A 15502-nucleotide genomic window follows, 5' to 3' on the forward strand; every position below is an offset into this window, starting at 1 on the left:
GTCAAGGAGGCCATCACCGTCGGCATTCCGGTCATCGCGATGTGTGACTCGAACAACACGACGTCGAACGTCGATCTCGTCGTGCCGACGAACAACAAGGGCCGGAAGGCGCTGAGCGTCGTCTACTGGTTGCTCGCCAACGAGACCCTCGATCGCCGCGGCGCGGAGCCGACCTACGCGCTCGAGGACTTCGAAACCGAGCCCTGATTCGGTTCGAGATTTCGATACTCCGTTCGTGTCGGCCCTCACGCTAACAGCGGATGCTCCGCGAGTTCCTCGTACAGTAGCTCTTCGGGCGGCTCGTCGGTCCACCGTACCGAAGCGACGTCCGGTCCCGGCCGTACCGTCCCGGATTCGTACGTGCCCCGAAAGGAGACGTACGGGTTCGGGATCGGATCACGGCCGGTCGGATCGTCGATAAGGAGGAGGTGTATCTGCGCGATGTCGGTGATCGCCGCCTCGATACCCGTCGCTTCTCTGACTCCCCGTCTCGCACACTCCGTGTAGGACTCTCCGGGACGGCGGCTGTCGCCGGGATCGATCCAGCCATCGGCGGCCTCGTAGCTGACCAACAGGACCTTTTCGCCTTCTGTCACGCGTATTCCGGCCCCGCCGACGACGCCAAACGTCTCGAAGGTCTCGGATAGCCGCTCGTGGGTTTCGGCCGAACAGTCGATCCGGCGGCCGATCAGATCGATCTCCCCGTACTCGGCCGCGAAATCCGAGACCAGTCCGCTGACGTGTCGGCGCAGTTCGACGGACACACCGGACGTGGGTGTCCCAGCCGCTTGGGTATTACTGTGCCGTCCGGGCCGTTCGGTTCGGATATCCTTTTTATCCGGCCGCCCGACTCCCGGGTATGGCCACTTCGAGTGCGCCGGCGAAGGTGTATCTCTTCGGCGAGCACGCCGTCGTCTACGGCGAGCCGGCGGTCCCGTGTGCGATCGAACGCCGGGCGACCGTCACCGTCGAACAGCGTGCTGACACCCAGATCTGTGTGCAGGCAAACGATCTAACGCTCGATGGCTTTACCGTCAGGTGGGGCGGTCGAACCGATAGCCGCCCGGACGTAAACGTCCCAACGCCGCTCGTCGAGGCGGCGATGGGATACATCGATGGCGCGATCGAACAGGCGCTCGAGGCCGCCGGCGAGTCGGGGGTCGGGTTCGATGTCACTGTCGAAAGCGACATTCCGCTCGGGGCGGGGCTCGGTTCCTCGGCGGCGGTCGTCGTCGCCTGTATCGACGCGGCAACCCGCGAACTGGGGGCCGACCTCGCTCCGGAAACCGTCGCCGACCGTGCCTACCGGGTCGAACACGAGGTACAGGACGGCGAGGCGTCCCGAGCCGATACGTTCTGTTCGGCGATGGGCGGGGCCGTCAGAGTGCAGGGCGAGGACTGTCGGCGTCTGCCCGACGCCCCCGAACTTCCCGTCGTCATCGGCTACGACGGCGACGCCGGCGATACGGGCGAGCTGGTGGCCGGCGTCAGGGCACTCAAAGAGGAGTACGGGTTCGCCGCCGAAACCGTCGAATCCATCGGCGATATCGTCCGCTCGGGCGAGCGGGCGCTGGAAGACGACGACGTCGAAGAGATCGGCCGATTGATGGATTTCAACCACGGACTGCTTTCGGCGCTCGGCGTTTCGGCTCGCACTCTGGACTCGATGGTCTGGGCGGCACGGGAGGCGGGGGCCGCGGGCGCGAAGCTGACCGGCGCCGGCGGCGGCGGCTGTATCGTCGCGCTCGATCGGTCCGAGCGGACGCGGACCGCCCTCGAATACACACCCGGCTGTGAGACGGCCTTCCGGGCCGAGCTCGACACGAAAGGCGTCCGGAGGGAAACATGACGACAGTCCTCAAACTCGGCGGCAGCGTCATCACCGAAAAGGAGACGCCGGAGACCGTCGACGACGCGGCGCTACAACGGGCTTCCGCTGCGCTCGGGGGATCGTCCGGCCGCCTCGCGGTCGTCCACGGCGGCGGCAGTTTCGGCCACCACTACGCGGCCAGTCACGGCGTTTCGACGACGGCTGGAACGCGCGACGACGTCGCAATCAGGGAGATACACGGCGCGATGAAACGGCTCAACGCGGCGGTGATCGACGCGCTCGTCGAAACCGGCGTCCCGGCGGTGCCGGTCCATCCGTTCTCCGGCGCATACAGACGGAGTGACGGAACGTTACGGTTCCCGGAGGGGGCCGTCGCGACGACCCTCGAGGAGGGGTTCGTGCCGGTGCTTCACGGCGATGTTGTCGCCCACGCGACGGAGGGGGCGACGATCCTCTCGGGTGACGAACTCGTGGTCGCGCTGGCGGAGGCGCTGTCGGCCGACCGCGTCGGCGTCTGCTCGGCCGTTTCGGGCGTATACGACGCCGACGGCGAGGTGATCGCCCACATCGATTCCTTCGACGACGTTGCGGCGGCTGTCGGAGCAAGCGACGAAACGGACGTTACGGGCGGGATGGCCGGGAAAGTTCGGACACTGCTGTCGCTCGATGCCCCGGCGTCTGTCTTCGGAGTCGACGGGCTCGGTGCGTTTCTCGACGGGGACGATCCCGGAACACGGATCGGTTGATCCATACTGCCGGATATAATTCCGGAGAGATTTCGCGAAGGACGGGAATATCTCGAAATCGCGATATTCCGGAGTATTAGCGCGCTCGGCTCGTTCCGTACTGGACCGCCCGCCCTGACCAGCGACTGCAACCCACGTGCTTTTTAAACCGTGAGGTTTAATCAGTCTGTAACCGAGCTACGGTCGCCCCGGACTCGAAAGGGCGACCGGCAGTCGCCGGCGGGAGACGGTCGGCGGGGCAGCGCCGTGGTGGTCGTATCACCGCGGCTGCCTCGCCGGTACCGACCGCGGGCCCACCGACGCAGTCGGTGTCGCGTCCGTCACAGACGGCCGTGTACATGGCCGGTCGCCCAGCCTTCCGTCCGGCTGGCGGTCTCTCGGAGGTAAACTATGGAAATCGAAATCGCAACAATCGGTGGCTACGAGGAAGTCGGCCGGCAGATGACCGCCGTCCGCGCCGGAGACAACGTTGTCATCTTCGATATGGGGCTGAACCTGTCGAAGGTCCTCATTCACGACAACGTCGAGACGGAACGGATGCACAGTTTGGATCTGATCGATATGGGTGCGATCCCGGACGACCGCGTCATGTCCGACATCGAGGGAGACGTCCAGGCGATCGTGCCGACACACGGTCACCTCGATCACATCGGCGCCATCTCGAAGCTCGCACACCGGTACAACGCGCCGATCGTCGCGACGCCGTTTACGATCGAGTTGGTCAAACAGGAGATCGAGAGCGAAGAGAAGTTCGGCGTCGAGAACGATCTGGTCAAGATGGATCCGGGCGGGACGATGGCCATCGGCGATGACTGTGAACTCGAGTTCGTCAACGTCACTCACTCGGTCATCGACGCGATCAACCCCGTTTTGCACACGCCCGAAGGTGCCGTCGTCTACGGACTCGACAAGCGGATGGACCACAACCCGGTCATCGGCGACCCGATCGACATGGATCGGTTCCGCGAGATCGGACGCGATGGAGTCCTCTGTTACATCGAGGACTGTACCAACGCCGGTCGGAAGGGGAAGACGCCCTCGGAATCCGTCGCCCGGTCACAGCTGAAGGACGTAATGTACTCGCTGGAGGACTACGACGGCGGCATCGTCGCTACGACGTTCTCGAGTCACATCGCCCGCGTGAAATCGCTCGTCGAATTCGCCGACGACATCGGCCGCCAGCCGGTGCTACTCGGACGGTCGATGGAGAAGTACTCCGGAACCGCCGAGCGACTCGATTTCATCGATTTCCCCAGCGATCTGGGGATGTACGGCCACCGCAAATCCGTCGACCGGACGTTCAAACGGATCATGAACGAGGGCAAGGAGGATTATCTGCCCGTCGTCACCGGCCATCAGGGCGAGCCGCGCGCGATGTTGACGAGGATGGCCCGCGGCGAGACGCCGTACGAACTCGATCAGGGTGACAAGGTCATTTTCTCGGCGCGGGTCATCCCCGAACCGACCAACGAGGGACAGCGATACCAGGCCGAGAAACTGCTCGGCATGCAGGGCGCCCGGATCTACGACGACATCCACGTCTCCGGGCACCTCAGCACCGAAGGTCACTACCAGATGCTCGAAGCACTCCAGCCGGAGAACGTTATTCCGGCCCACCAGAGCATGGAGGGGTACTCCCCGTACGTCGATTTGGTGACAGGCGAGGGCTACCGGCTCGGGGACGACCTCCACGTGACACAGAACGGGAACATCATCCAGCTCACGGAATGACAACCCCAGAACGTGTAGAATCGGCCATCGCGGAGCGACGAGCGATCGTCAACGACGCGGTCGAAGAGCAACTGCCGATCAAAAAACCCGAACGGCTCTACTCGGCGTCGCGGTATCTGCTCGATGCAGGGGGCAAGCGGCTGCGCCCGACCGTTCTGCTCTTGATAGCCGAGGCAGTCTCCGATGTCGACCCGCTCTCTGCCGACTACCGGACCTTCCCGGCACCGGACGGCGAAGAGATCGACCTCCTCTCGGCGGCCGTCTCGATCGAGGTAATCCAGTCGTTTACCCTGATCCACGACGATATCATGGACGACGACGACCTCCGCCGCGGCGTCCCGTCTGTCCACCGAGAGTACGACACCGAAACCGCTATTCTGGCGGGCGATACGCTCTACTCGAAGGCCTTCGAGTACATGCTCGAGACGGGCGCGCCGGCGGGTAGGAGCGTCGAGGCGATCGGGGAACTCGCGACGACCTGTACGGAGATCTGTGAAGGACAGGCCCTCGACATCGACTTCGAGGGACGATCCGAGGTCACAACTGAAGAGTACCTCGAGATGATCGAGTTCAAGACAGCCGTCCTCTATGCGGCGGCCGCGTCGATCCCCGCGATGCTTCTGGGCTGTGATAGAGAGACCATCGACTCGCTGCACGGCTACGGGCTCGATATCGGCCGTGCCTTCCAGATACAGGACGACCTCCTCGATTTGACCGTCCCGAGCGACGAACTCGGAAAACAGCGCGGCTCCGATCTCGTCGAAGGCAAACGGACAGTTATCACGCTCCACGCCAGAAATCAGGGGATCGATGTCGACGATCTCGTCTCCGATTCCCCGACCGACGCCGAGATTGAGGCCGCCGTCGACCGTCTTCGGACTGCCGGAAGCATCGATTTCGCCCGGGAGATGGCAAACGAACTCGTCGGAAGCGGAAAGGATCGGCTGGAGGTACTCCCGGAGGGCGAACCGCGGGCGCTACTCGAAGGGATCGCCGATTACCTCGTCGAACGCAAGTACTGAAACCGTCCCGTCGATCCCGATACTTTATATACCGGCGGGCGACCAGACGCCCCGTGAGCTAACTACCGGCCGACAGTCGGTCGAGGCGGAGGCGCGGATAGCCGCTGTCGGTACAGTACACATCCGCCTGTTCGCTACCGTCGCAGTTCACGACGAATCCGTGGGGTTTTGCCACTGCCCCCAGTAGTCGTCGCTAATGGACGAGGACCTCCGGGCGCGGATCGAACGCGAGGCCGAAGTGGCCGCGCTGTTCAACGCGCTCAAACACGATAGCGACGCACAGGTCGGCGCGATTATGGGGCCGCTGATGGGTGAAAATCCCGATTTCAGGCCGTATGGCGACGATATTCCCGATATCGTCGCGCCCGTGATTGCGGACGTAAACGACCGCTCGACCGCCGAAAAGCGCGAACGACTCGAAGAGCTGGCCCCGAAACGCCTCGAAGAACTCGACGCCGAGGACGAATCGGACGACCGGGCGCTTCCGGAGTTGCCGAACGTCGAGGAATACGAGGAGATCCGGATGCGGGTCGCGCCGAACCCGAACGGGCCCTGGCACATCGGACACGTTCGCATGCCGGCCGTCATCGGGGAGTACAAACAGCGACACCACGGGTGGATGCTGTGTCGCTTCGACGATACCGATCCCGAAACGAAGCGGCCGGACCTCGACGCCTACGAGGAGATACTCGATTCGATCGCGTATCTCGGGTTCGATCCGGACGAGGTCGTCAGAGCCTCTGACCGCCTCGAGACGTACTACGAGCACGCCCGGGAGCTCATCGAGTTGGGCGGCGCCTACACCTGCAGTTGTAACGGCGAGACGTTCTCCGGGCTGAAAAACGACGGCGAGGCCTGCCCCCACCGCGAGAAGGACACAGAAACGACGCTCTCGGAGTTCGAAGCGATGGTCGACGGCGAGTATAACTCCGGAGAGATGGTACTCCGGATCCGGACGGACATCGAGCACAAGAACCCTGCGCTGCGCGACTGGGTCGCCTTCAGGATGGTCGATACGCCCCACCCGCGCCCCGAGGCCGCCGGGTACCGGTGCTGGCCGATGCTCGATTTCCAGTCGGGCATCGACGACCACGCCTTCGGGATTACGCATATCGTCCGCGGGATCGACCTGCAGGACTCGGCGAAACGACAGGCGTTCGTCTACGAGTACTTCGGTTGGGAGTATCCCGAGATCGTCCACTGGGGGCACGTCCAGATCGACGCCTACGACGTTGCGATGTCGACCTCGACGATCAAGGAACTCATCGCCGAGGGCGAACTCGACGGCTGGGACGATCCGCGGGCGCCGACGATCGCGAGCCTCCGGCGACGAGGGATCCGGGGCGAGGCGATCGTCGACGCGATGGTCGAGTTGGGGACCTCGACGTCGAACGTCGAACTGGCGATGTCGTCGGTATACGCGAAGAACCGGGATCTGATCGACGACGAAGCCGACAGACTGTTCTTCGTCCGCGACGGCGTCGAAAAGCCGCTTATCGGCGGTCCCGATGCCGCCGAGCCGCCGGTCCATCCCGATCACGAGAACCGGGGGACCCGTGATATCCCGGTCGGCGGCGCGATACTCGTCGAACCCGACGACGTTCCGCCGAACGGTAAGCGGATCTGGCTGAAGGGCTACGGTCCGGTTCGCCACACCCGAGACGCACTCGAATTCACGGGCGAGGGTATCGATATCGTCCGGAACGGGGACGTCGACGTCGTCCACTGGGTTCCCGCCGACGAGAGCGTTCCGGTTCGACTTCGGACGATGGACGGCGATCTAAAGGGCCATGCCGAACCCGGTATCGCCGGGTATAACACCGACGATGTCGTCCAGTTCGAACGTATCGGGTTCGCCCGGATAGACAGACACGGAGCCGAGGAAACCGTCGCGTATTTCGCTCATCCCTGAGTATCGGCCAGGGCCCGCGGCGAACGTTTAACACTCAGGGAACACGTTACTAACTATTAATGGCTATCGATCCGCAATTCGAGCAAAACCGCGAGCTAGAGGGACAGGAACACGGGGTCGACGTGTGGGGACCGACCGACCCGCCCGAAGAACTCGGCATCCGCGGCACCCACGTCGCCGTCGATTTCGATATCTGTATCGCCGACGGCGCGTGTCTCGAGGACTGTCCCGTAGACGTGTTCGAGTGGGTCGACACGCCCGACCACCCCGAAAGCGAGATCAAGGTGAACCCGACCAACGAGGACCAGTGTATCGACTGTATGCTCTGTGTCGACGTCTGTCCGGTCGATGCGATCGACGTCGACCCCGGCCGGGCCGGTCGTACGTGAATCGCTCGCGTCTCCGGGATCTCCGATCTTCCGGGAACGGACTCCCGTGTCGTGCCTTTCTTCGGGCGTATGCTTTTGTGTGGCTTTTCTGCGTTCGCCGTCCGTTCCAGTAACCCCATTCCGTAGGAAAGATTATTAATAAGTGGGCAGATCCATACGGTGAGAGGTTAGTTACCGATGAACACGATCGTACTGACCAAGGGTGTCCCCGATTTCAGGGAGGGTCAGGTCTCCTTCGACGAGGACGGACACCTCGAACGGGGAAAGACACCGACGGTGATGAATCCCAACGACAAACACGCGCTCCGTGCGGCGCTACAGACGAAGGTCCGCCACGGCGGGACCGTTTCGCTGATGAGCATGGGCCCGCCGGGGTACGCGGAGATCCTCCGGGAGGGCATGGAGGACGTCTACGCGGAGGAGCTCTACCTGCTTTCGGACCGCGAGATGGGCGCGGCCGATACGTGGGCCACCTCGATGACGATCTCGACAGGTATCGAGCACCTCGAAGAGCCGCCCGACCTGATTTTCGCGGGATTCAAGACGGCCGATGGAGAGACGGGCCACACCGGTCCACAGACGGAGTGGTGTCTGAGCATCAGCGATTCGCTTCCGGACTATCCACTCATCAGCCACGTCGTCGCGATCGATATCGACGAGGACGAGCGCGTCGTCAGAACAAAGCGTCTCGTCGAGGGTGACGTCTCCGAAATCGAGACCGTCGAGACGGAGCTACCGGCCTTCATCGTGGCGGACCCCGAGTTCGAACCGACCTATCGAAGAGCCGAGTACCGGCTCCGTCACAAGGAGCTCCGGGAGGAAACCCGAACCAGGGCCGCGGAGTTCGGCGAGTACCTCGACGACGACACCGACAGCGATCCCACCGATTGGGAGAATTTCCACATGTGGGGCCACGAGTATCTGAACCTGGATCCCGATTTCATCGGGCTCGACGGCTCACCGACCATCGTTGCTGGCGTCGATCCCATCCCGAAGGCCCCGTCTGAACGGGAGGCCACGGTCGTCGAAGCCGACGACGGAGAAGGCATGGAGAACGTGTTCGAGGAACTCGCGCCCTATGCGGGGGGTGATTAGATGCCAGAGATGGATCCGACCGATCACGATATCGCCGAACTCGGTCCGAAAATAAAGGACATCGACGACGAGGCGGAACTCGAGGAAATGCTGGCCCTGGAGGAAGGCGGCGAGGGTCGCGACCCGGTCGTGACGCTCATCGAGGACCGGCTACAGAAGGTAAGCGGTGACGACGAAGGATCCGACCCCGCCAGCATCGACCTGACGGAGTCGACCATCGCGGACATCGCCAACATGATCCGCGGTATCGACGACGTCGAAGTGCTCCAGGACGTCCTCGAACGTGAAAAAGAGGGGAAAAACCGGAAGGGCGCCAAATCACGGATAGAGAAGAAAATAGACGACCTCCAGGAAAACGACGAGGAGGCCGAAATCGAGTACGCTCCGCCCGAAGAGAGGTATCCGGAGCTGGATCACCCCACCAACGACAAACAGTACGTCGAGGGAACGGTCGACGGCGAGTACCGTGACATGTGGGTCTACTGTGAGACCCAGCAGGGAGCGCTCATCGACGTCTCCCGGGAGATGCTCGGCAAAGCCCGCGAGCTGATGGACGGGTACAACGAAGCATACGACGAATCGGAGACGGTCGTCGCGGTTCTCGTCGGGGACGAAGTGGCCGATCTGGCCGAAGAGTGTCTCGCTTACGGCGCCGACCGCGTCGTCTACCACGAGGACGAACGGTTGGATCGGTTCCGACACAAACCGTACACAGAGATCTTCTGTCATATGTGCCGGGACTGGGGACCCGGGTGGCGCGACTACCACGAGCCCCGTTATACGCTGTTCCCGGCCACGAACAACGGTCGGGACCTCTCGGCGCTCGTTCAGGGCGAACTCGACTCGGGACTGGCTTCGGACTGTTCGGGACTATATATCGAGGCTGCGGACATCTCGAACCCGGCGAAGACGGGCACGCCGGGCGAGTCAAGGACATTCGAGAGGGTCCTTCACATGAAACGGCCCGATTTTTCAGGGTTCGAGTACTCGACGATCCTCTGTATCGACAAACCCCACCGGGACTTCCATCCGCAGGGCGCTTCGGTCATCCCGGGCAGTTTCGAGATACCGGAAGCCGACGCCGAAGCCGAGGGTGAAGTCTTCGAGCACGATACCGACCTGCCGGAGGAGTGGTTCCACATCGAGGTGACCGACTACGACCAACTCGAGGACGGCGTCGACCTCGCCGGAAACGAGGTCGTCGTCGCGCTCGGTCGGGGGATCGGCGAACAGCCGACGAAGGGGATGGAACTCGGCCTCGAACTCGTCGACGTCTTCGAGGAGGCCGATCTCGGCCTCTCGAGGGGGGTCATCACTGCCTCCTACGAATTCGACACTCACGTCGAAGAGTACGTCACGGAGGAGCGTCAGGTCGGCGAGTCGGGACAGGTCGTAGAGCCGGAACTATACATCGCGGCCGGTATCTCCGGCGCTATCCAGCACAAGGTCGGCATGGACGAATCGGACACGATCGTCGCGATCAACACCGATCCGGACGCCGAAATCAGGGACTTCTCGGATTACTACATCGAGGGCGACCTCTTCGAGGTGCTGCCCCGGCTGACGGAGGCGCTAAAGGAGGGCGAACTCTCCCGTGTGGTCGCGGGGGTGGACGATGACTGACGAGTACGAACACTTCGAGGCGGTCGTGGTCGGTGCCGGTCCAGGCGGAGCCGCGGCGGCGGCGACGCTGGCCGAACAGGGCGTCGAAACGCTCGTGTTGGAACGCGGCGTCGATGCCGGCTCGAAGAACGTTTCCGGCGGCCTGATCTACGCCGAGAAATCCGCATCCTACACGATCGACAGCGTCTTCGATGGGTTCCGCGAGGAAGCGTCCGAACGCCCCGTCTCGGAGTACTACATCCACAATCTCGCCGGCGGTAAGGTCAAAACGCTCGATCTTTCGACGATTCATCACCACGACACGGAGTGGTGTGACGCGGTGCTTCGTCGGAAAATGGACTCGTGGCTTGCCGAGCGCGTCCACGAGAAGTGCAGCGAGACGGGCGGCGGCCTGTTGACGGACGTCCGCGTCAACGGCCTCCTACGGGAGGACGGGGATATCGTCGGCGTCACCTGCGACGAGATCGATCCAATCCGGGCCGACGTGATCCTCGCGGCTGACGGCGTCAACTCCGAGCTGGCCCGCGAGGCCGGTTTGATGGACTGGGACGACCCCGACGAGTGGTTTCAGGGCGTCAAGGCGGTCGTCGATATGGACCCGGACGCGATCGACGAGCGGTTCGGCGTCGACCCGGACGACGGCGTCGCCCACCTGTTTTCAGGGGATCTCTTCGAGGGGGTCCGCGGCGGCGGGTTCCTCTATACAAACGAGGACTCGCTGTCAATCGGGACCGTCTTCCATCTGGATTCCCTGGCCGAACGGCGCGCCGAGCCCCACGAACTGCTCGATGCCTTGCTCACCCATCCGTTGTTGGATCGATGGCTCGACGGCGAATACGAGGAACGGGAGTACGCCGCGAAGTTGGTGCCGGACTCGAAGAAAGCGGCCAACCCTTCGCCACATCGGGGTCGGCTGTTGCTCGTCGGTGACGCTGCCGGTCAGATGCAGGCCCAGGGGCCGATCATCAAGGGAATGAACCACGCGGTCACCGCCGGCGGGCTGGCGGCGGAAGCGTTCATCGAAGCCAGAACGCGCGGTGACACCGACGTAGCCGGCGATCTCTACGAGCGGAAACTCGTCGACGAGGGCGTCATGGCCAAACTCCGGCCCCGCCGCTATCGGATGACCCGGCGGCTCTCCGAGAACCGGCTGGCAACGAAGGTCGCCGGCTGCCTCGTCGATTCACTCCTCGGCCGCACCGGGATGAAACTGCTCGACGGCGTCGTAGAACGCGCCTTCAACTCGCCGTTCCTCCTCGGGATGGTCCCGGACACCCGGACGTCGTACGTGACTGTCCCGCGAGTCCTCGGGGAGACTCTGGGCGAACGTATCGAAGCCGAAAACGACATCGAGCCGCCGGATCTCGCCGACCGAATCGGCGGGCTCACCTACGATGTGGGCGATCCCCACATCGAGTTGCTGGATGAAAGCCACGAGGCCAGCGGAACCGCCGTTACCGCCTGTCCGGTCAGTGCGGAGGACTTCGGCGGCGGCTGTTACCGAAGCGAGACCGTCGAGCGAAACGGCGACACCCGGCAGGTGGTGAGCCTCGATACCCAACCCTGCGTCGAGTGTGGTACCTGTGCCGTTGTCGCCGATACCCACTGGGAGCACCCCGCCGGCGGGAACGGCGTCGAGTTCCGGGACGGATAGCGTATGCCCGACGTCTCCGAACGTATCGCAGGGCTGTCGGAACGCGCCCGCCGCGACTACGAGGAGTTCGAGCCGCCACCAGACCCACCGGACGAAGAGCGGGCCATGGAATACCTCGTCGAGGGGGTCGGGGATGCCGTCTCGCTGTACATCGAGGTCCGGACCGGAGAGGGGATCCGGCTCGACGACGCCGAATTCGCCCTCCTGGAACGGGCGTTCAACGACTGGCTCGAACTGTACGCCGCCTGTTACGGTGTCGACCTCGAAGGATCATTTACAGTCCGTGAGGCGGCTGAACTCGTCGTCGAGACACACAGCATCCGGGAAGCCGCGTTGCTATTGACTCATGTCCCCGACCGGGACCGTGGCCGACAGCGATCGGTACTCGATTGATATTATTTAACCCGTCCGTATCGGCAACAAATTTATATACTGATTAATAATATGAATTATCATGCAATTTTCTGACGAGCTCGAGTTCAGCCACCGGGGGCGGAAGGACATCTACGACCACATCGAGCAGCACGGGACCGTCGACTACGAGGACGCACGCCGGGCGTTGAACATGAGTTCCGAGCAGTTCGGCCACCACGTTTCGGTTTTACGGCGTGACGGGATCGTCTCCCAGACGGACGAGGAGCTCCGGATCATCTTCGAGGACGAACGCAGCGAGACGTACGTAGAGGAGGGGCTGGAAGTAACGATACGGCAGGCCAGGGAGGACGACTTGACGGGGCTTGTCGGTGCGATCCGGGAGGCGCTGTCCGACAGGACGTACATCGAAGGCGAGACGCTCGCGGACGTCGTCGAAAGCGAGAACGTCCTGTTGCGGCACAACGAACTGATGAAGCGGGTCTTTTTCGTCGCGACAATCCACGGCGACGTGGTCGGATGGGTCCACATCAACGCTCCTGAGCTCAAAAAGCTCGAACACACCGCCGAGTTGACCCTCGGTGTCATCGACGAGTACCGGGGCCACGGTATCGGATCGAAACTGCTTGATCACGGCGTCGACTGGGCGCTCGATCACGACTTCGAGAAGCTCTACAACAGCGTCCCGGCGACGAACGATCGGGCCATCGAATTCCTGGAGTCGCGCGGGTGGGAGACCGAAGCCGTCCGGGAAGACCACTACCGGATCGACGACGAGTACGTCGACGAGGTGATGATGGCCAAACGGTTAGATTAGGGCCACTCCGAGTCGGCGTCCTCGAGCGGTCTCGGAACGATCCCGTCCGTCTGTGCCAGTCCCCTGGCGTGAGCCGTACAGACGTCCCTGTTTTCGTCCCACGGGATACACAGCCGGACGGCCGCCGGCCTCTCACAGCCCGGCTCGGAACACTCCATACAGACCCTACGGACGTACGCGTATCAGATCTTGGGGTCGGCCGGTCCGGCGGGCACACGTCCTACCGATCGACGTTACTCGCCCGCGTAGCCGACCGTTATCTCGCCGGCGTCGAGTCCGGACTCGACCTCGCGGGCAGCCTGCACCATGTTCTCCATCTTCCGATAGGCGGCATCGCGGGGCAGAAGCTTCAGCCCACAGTCCGGGGAGACGGTGAGACGCTCCGGCGGCACGACCTCGAATCCTCTCTCGATGTTCGCTTTGATCTCCTCGACCGTCTCGACCTCGGCGGTATGGACGTCGACGACGCCCAACGCCAGGTCCTTGTCGAACTCCGGTTCGGTGAATACTTCGAGCTGTTCGTAGCCATCGTTCGCGAGTTCGAGATCGTACTCGTGGACGGGCATATCGAGAATTTCCGGATAGATCCGCGAGTAGTCGCCGTAACAGACGTGCAGTCCGAGCCGGACGTCCTCGGGGATCCCCTCGGCGATGTGTTCGAGACACTCCCCGACGATCGCGTGGTCGTCCGGCGTCGTCGCCAGCGCCGGTTCGTCGATCTGGATGTACCTCGCCCCGGATTCGACGAGGGCATCGATCTCGGTGTTAACGAGATCAGCCAGTTCGTAGGCGAGTTCCGCCTCGCTGTCGTAGTGCTCGTTGAACGACCACGACGCCAGCGTGTAGGGGCCGGTGATCGGCACCTTCACCGGACGGTCGGTGACGCCCGTGGTGAACTCGAACTCGTCGACGAGCCAGGGCTCGTCGTAGCCGACCTCGTCGGCGACGGAGGGCTTATCGAAGTAGTTGTGCCCCCAGACCTTGACGGGGCCGTTGAACTCGTAGCCCTCGATGCGGTCGGCGAAGTATTCGACCATCTCGTTGCGCCGCATCTCCCCGTCGACGACCGCGTCGATCCCTGCCCGGACGTGTTCGTCCGTGATGAGACGGGCGGCGTCGTCGAGCGCCTCGTTTAGATTCTCCTCGTCGAAGGCCCTCTCTTCGTCCTCGGCGAGTTCCTTCGCGCGGTTGAGCCACTTCGGCTTCGGGTACGAGCCGACCACGGTCGTCAGAAGGAAGTGATCGGTCGGGTGGTCCCCGGGACGGAACTGCGAACGGGTATCGGCGTAGCCGTCGGAACTCATAGCGACACCTCCTCGGCGCCTTCCGCGAGCGCACCGAGTTTCGTTCGGGCCTTGTTCGCCGGCAGGTAGAACAGTTCGGTGTTGGAACTCACGTACACCGTATCGAAGGACTCGACGGGGACCTGATCTCGGACCCACTCGACGCGGTCGGCGATCTCACCGGGCGTCTCGACGAGCGTGTTCTGTCCGTCGACGACGCCGAGTGCGATGTCGTCTTTCGTTCCGTACTCCTGAATGTTGTAGACGCTCCCCTCGTGGTCCGTTACGAAATCGAAGCCGATCGCGTCCACGTCGGCGTCCATCAGGTGGGCGTACGGTTTCTCCGGGATCGATCCCCAGTAAGTGTGGACGACTACCTCGGCATCGGTCGCGGCGGCGACCGTATCGATCGCCTCGCTCGCCCGTTCGTCCTCGCCGTCGCCGGGCGCGTCGGTGACGAGCGACGGTTCCAGAAGAAAGAGCGTCTCGACGGGGGGGAACGAATCGACCGCCGCCGCGAGGAACTCCGTGATCGCCTCGAGAAACGCCGCGTCGTCGCCGTAGTGTTCGTCAGTCGCGAGTTCGGAAAGCGAGTACGGCCCCGGGAGGATCGCCTGTGTCGCGTCGGAGGCCGAGAGCTCTGTTGCAACGTCGCCGTTCGGCGACAGCTCTCCCCGGACAACCGGCTCCCGGTAGAAATTGTTGTTGTCGTAGTACCGCACGATCCCCCGAGTTTCGACGTTCTCGTGGACGGAAAGCGGGTGAGCCAGCATGTCGTCCCACCGGGCCTGTCCTTCGACGATCCGATCGAGACCGGCCTCGATTTGCCAGTCGACGAGTTCGTCCCGGACGCGGTCGTACGTCCCGGTTATCTCCGCCGACTCGTCGCCGGAGATCAGGTCGTCCTTCTGGTGGCCTTTGAGTTCCGCCAGCTCCTCTTTCGCCCAGTCGGGCAACGGATACAGACCGGGTGTCGTCGCGAGTACCTCTGTCATTAGGCGCGGCTACGAGATGACGGTGTTTAATA

16 protein-coding genes are annotated in these 15502 nt (G+C 63.2%); 12 read left to right on the plus strand and 4 right to left on the minus strand.

Features of this window, described 5'->3' with window-relative positions; translation table 11 throughout:
- Positions 1-207 (plus strand): 30S ribosomal protein S2 (locus tag KM295_RS08970; RefSeq protein ID WP_256029607.1); only part of this gene is annotated, 207 nt, incomplete at its 5' end.
- Between the two features lie 38 nt (positions 208-245).
- Here the strand turns inward: KM295_RS08970 and KM295_RS08975 are convergent.
- Positions 246-764, minus strand: a complete 519-nt coding sequence (locus KM295_RS08975; RefSeq protein WP_256029608.1) for an NUDIX domain-containing protein — start codon at positions 762-764, stop codon at positions 246-248.
- Positions 765-859: 95 nt separating this feature from the next.
- On the opposite strand from KM295_RS08975, the gene mvk reads away from it, so the two are divergent.
- From mvk to KM295_RS09030, 11 genes are all read left to right on the plus strand, one after another.
- Positions 860-1849: a mevalonate kinase gene (gene mvk / locus KM295_RS08980; RefSeq protein ID WP_256029609.1), complete on the plus strand. Its 990-nt coding sequence runs from the start codon at positions 860-862 to the stop codon at positions 1847-1849.
- A complete protein-coding gene (locus KM295_RS08985) occupies positions 1846-2577 on the plus strand; it encodes an isopentenyl phosphate kinase (protein ID WP_256029610.1) in 732 nt (243 codons plus the stop codon). Before mvk ends, KM295_RS08985 begins: the two co-directional genes overlap by 4 nt.
- A gap of 390 nt (positions 2578-2967) precedes the next feature.
- Positions 2968-4308: a ribonuclease J gene (locus KM295_RS08990; RefSeq protein WP_256029611.1), complete on the plus strand. Its 1341-nt coding sequence runs from the start codon at positions 2968-2970 to the stop codon at positions 4306-4308.
- A complete protein-coding gene (gene idsA3, locus KM295_RS08995) occupies positions 4305-5330 on the plus strand; it encodes a geranylfarnesyl diphosphate synthase (RefSeq protein ID WP_256029612.1) in 1026 nt (341 codons plus the stop codon). Before KM295_RS08990 ends, idsA3 begins: the two co-directional genes overlap by 4 nt.
- Positions 5331-5526: 196 nt before the next feature.
- Positions 5527-7242, plus strand: a complete 1716-nt coding sequence (locus tag KM295_RS09000; RefSeq protein ID WP_256029613.1) for a glutamate--tRNA ligase — start codon at positions 5527-5529, stop codon at positions 7240-7242.
- A 59-nt stretch (positions 7243-7301) separates the two neighbouring features.
- The gene (locus tag KM295_RS09005; protein WP_256029614.1) at positions 7302-7631 is read left to right on the plus strand and encodes a 4Fe-4S dicluster domain-containing protein; all 330 of its coding nucleotides are present in this window, start codon (positions 7302-7304) and stop codon (positions 7629-7631) included.
- Between the two features lie 177 nt (positions 7632-7808).
- Positions 7809-8726, plus strand: coding sequence for an electron transfer flavoprotein subunit beta/FixA family protein (locus tag KM295_RS09010; protein ID WP_256029615.1), 918 nt, complete (start codon positions 7809-7811; stop codon positions 8724-8726).
- Positions 8727-10349, plus strand: a complete 1623-nt coding sequence (locus KM295_RS09015; protein ID WP_256029616.1) for an electron transfer flavoprotein subunit alpha/FixB family protein — start codon at positions 8727-8729, stop codon at positions 10347-10349.
- Positions 10342-12003 (plus strand): FAD-dependent monooxygenase, encoded by a 1662-nt coding sequence (locus KM295_RS09020; protein WP_256029617.1) that lies wholly within the window; start codon positions 10342-10344, stop codon positions 12001-12003. The genes KM295_RS09015 and KM295_RS09020 overlap by 8 nt, the downstream gene beginning before the upstream one ends.
- A 3-nt stretch (positions 12004-12006) precedes the next feature.
- Complete coding sequence (locus KM295_RS09025) at positions 12007-12396, plus strand: DUF8055 family protein (RefSeq protein ID WP_256029618.1); 390 nt, start codon at positions 12007-12009, stop codon at positions 12394-12396.
- Positions 12397-12457: 61 nt separating this feature from the next.
- Positions 12458-13192: a GNAT family N-acetyltransferase gene (locus KM295_RS09030; RefSeq protein WP_256029619.1), complete on the plus strand. Its 735-nt coding sequence runs from the start codon at positions 12458-12460 to the stop codon at positions 13190-13192.
- Here the strand turns inward: KM295_RS09030 and KM295_RS09035 are convergent.
- The 3 genes from KM295_RS09035 to KM295_RS09045 all read right to left on the minus strand — a co-directional run bounded on the left by KM295_RS09035 (position 13189) and on the right by KM295_RS09045 (position 15470).
- Entirely contained in the window at positions 13189-13350 is a 162-nt protein-coding gene (locus KM295_RS09035; RefSeq protein WP_256029620.1) for a DUF8014 family protein, read from the minus strand. The genes KM295_RS09030 and KM295_RS09035 overlap by 4 nt on opposite strands.
- A gap of 75 nt (positions 13351-13425) precedes the next feature.
- Positions 13426-14496: a methionine synthase gene (locus KM295_RS09040; protein ID WP_256029621.1), complete on the minus strand. Its 1071-nt coding sequence runs from the start codon at positions 14494-14496 to the stop codon at positions 13426-13428.
- A complete protein-coding gene (locus KM295_RS09045; protein ID WP_256029622.1) occupies positions 14493-15470 on the minus strand; it encodes a methionine synthase in 978 nt (325 codons plus the stop codon). Before KM295_RS09045 ends, KM295_RS09040 begins: the two co-directional genes overlap by 4 nt.
- Positions 15471-15502: the final 32 nt, after the last annotated feature.

It is taken from the genome of Natronomonas aquatica, assembly GCF_024449025.1.
Lineage (GTDB): Archaea > Halobacteriota > Halobacteria > Halobacteriales > Haloarculaceae > Natronomonas > Natronomonas aquatica.

Excerpts from the sequence above, each read along its gene's own strand:
- KM295_RS09015 (WP_256029616.1), top strand. The coding sequence starts at position 8,727 with ATGCCAGAGATGGATCCGACCGATCACGATATCGCCGAACTCGGTCCG.
- KM295_RS09035 (WP_256029620.1), bottom strand. The coding sequence starts at position 13,350 with ATGGAGTGTTCCGAGCCGGGCTGTGAGAGGCCGGCGGCCGTCCGGCTG.
- KM295_RS08985 (WP_256029610.1), top strand. The coding sequence starts at position 1,846 with ATGACGACAGTCCTCAAACTCGGCGGCAGCGTCATCACCGAAAAGGAG.
- idsA3 (WP_256029612.1), top strand. The coding sequence starts at position 4,305 with ATGACAACCCCAGAACGTGTAGAATCGGCCATCGCGGAGCGACGAGCG.
- KM295_RS09000 (WP_256029613.1), top strand. The coding sequence starts at position 5,527 with ATGGACGAGGACCTCCGGGCGCGGATCGAACGCGAGGCCGAAGTGGCC.
- KM295_RS08990 (WP_256029611.1), top strand. The coding sequence starts at position 2,968 with ATGGAAATCGAAATCGCAACAATCGGTGGCTACGAGGAAGTCGGCCGG.
- KM295_RS09020 (WP_256029617.1), top strand. The coding sequence starts at position 10,342 with ATGACTGACGAGTACGAACACTTCGAGGCGGTCGTGGTCGGTGCCGGT.
- KM295_RS09045 (WP_256029622.1), bottom strand. The coding sequence starts at position 15,470 with ATGACAGAGGTACTCGCGACGACACCCGGTCTGTATCCGTTGCCCGAC.
- KM295_RS09040 (WP_256029621.1), bottom strand. The coding sequence starts at position 14,496 with ATGAGTTCCGACGGCTACGCCGATACCCGTTCGCAGTTCCGTCCCGGG.
- KM295_RS09005 (WP_256029614.1), top strand. The coding sequence starts at position 7,302 with ATGGCTATCGATCCGCAATTCGAGCAAAACCGCGAGCTAGAGGGACAG.
- KM295_RS09025 (WP_256029618.1), top strand. The coding sequence starts at position 12,007 with ATGCCCGACGTCTCCGAACGTATCGCAGGGCTGTCGGAACGCGCCCGC.
- KM295_RS09030 (WP_256029619.1), top strand. The coding sequence starts at position 12,458 with ATGCAATTTTCTGACGAGCTCGAGTTCAGCCACCGGGGGCGGAAGGAC.
- KM295_RS09010 (WP_256029615.1), top strand. The coding sequence starts at position 7,809 with ATGAACACGATCGTACTGACCAAGGGTGTCCCCGATTTCAGGGAGGGT.
- mvk (WP_256029609.1), top strand. The coding sequence starts at position 860 with ATGGCCACTTCGAGTGCGCCGGCGAAGGTGTATCTCTTCGGCGAGCAC.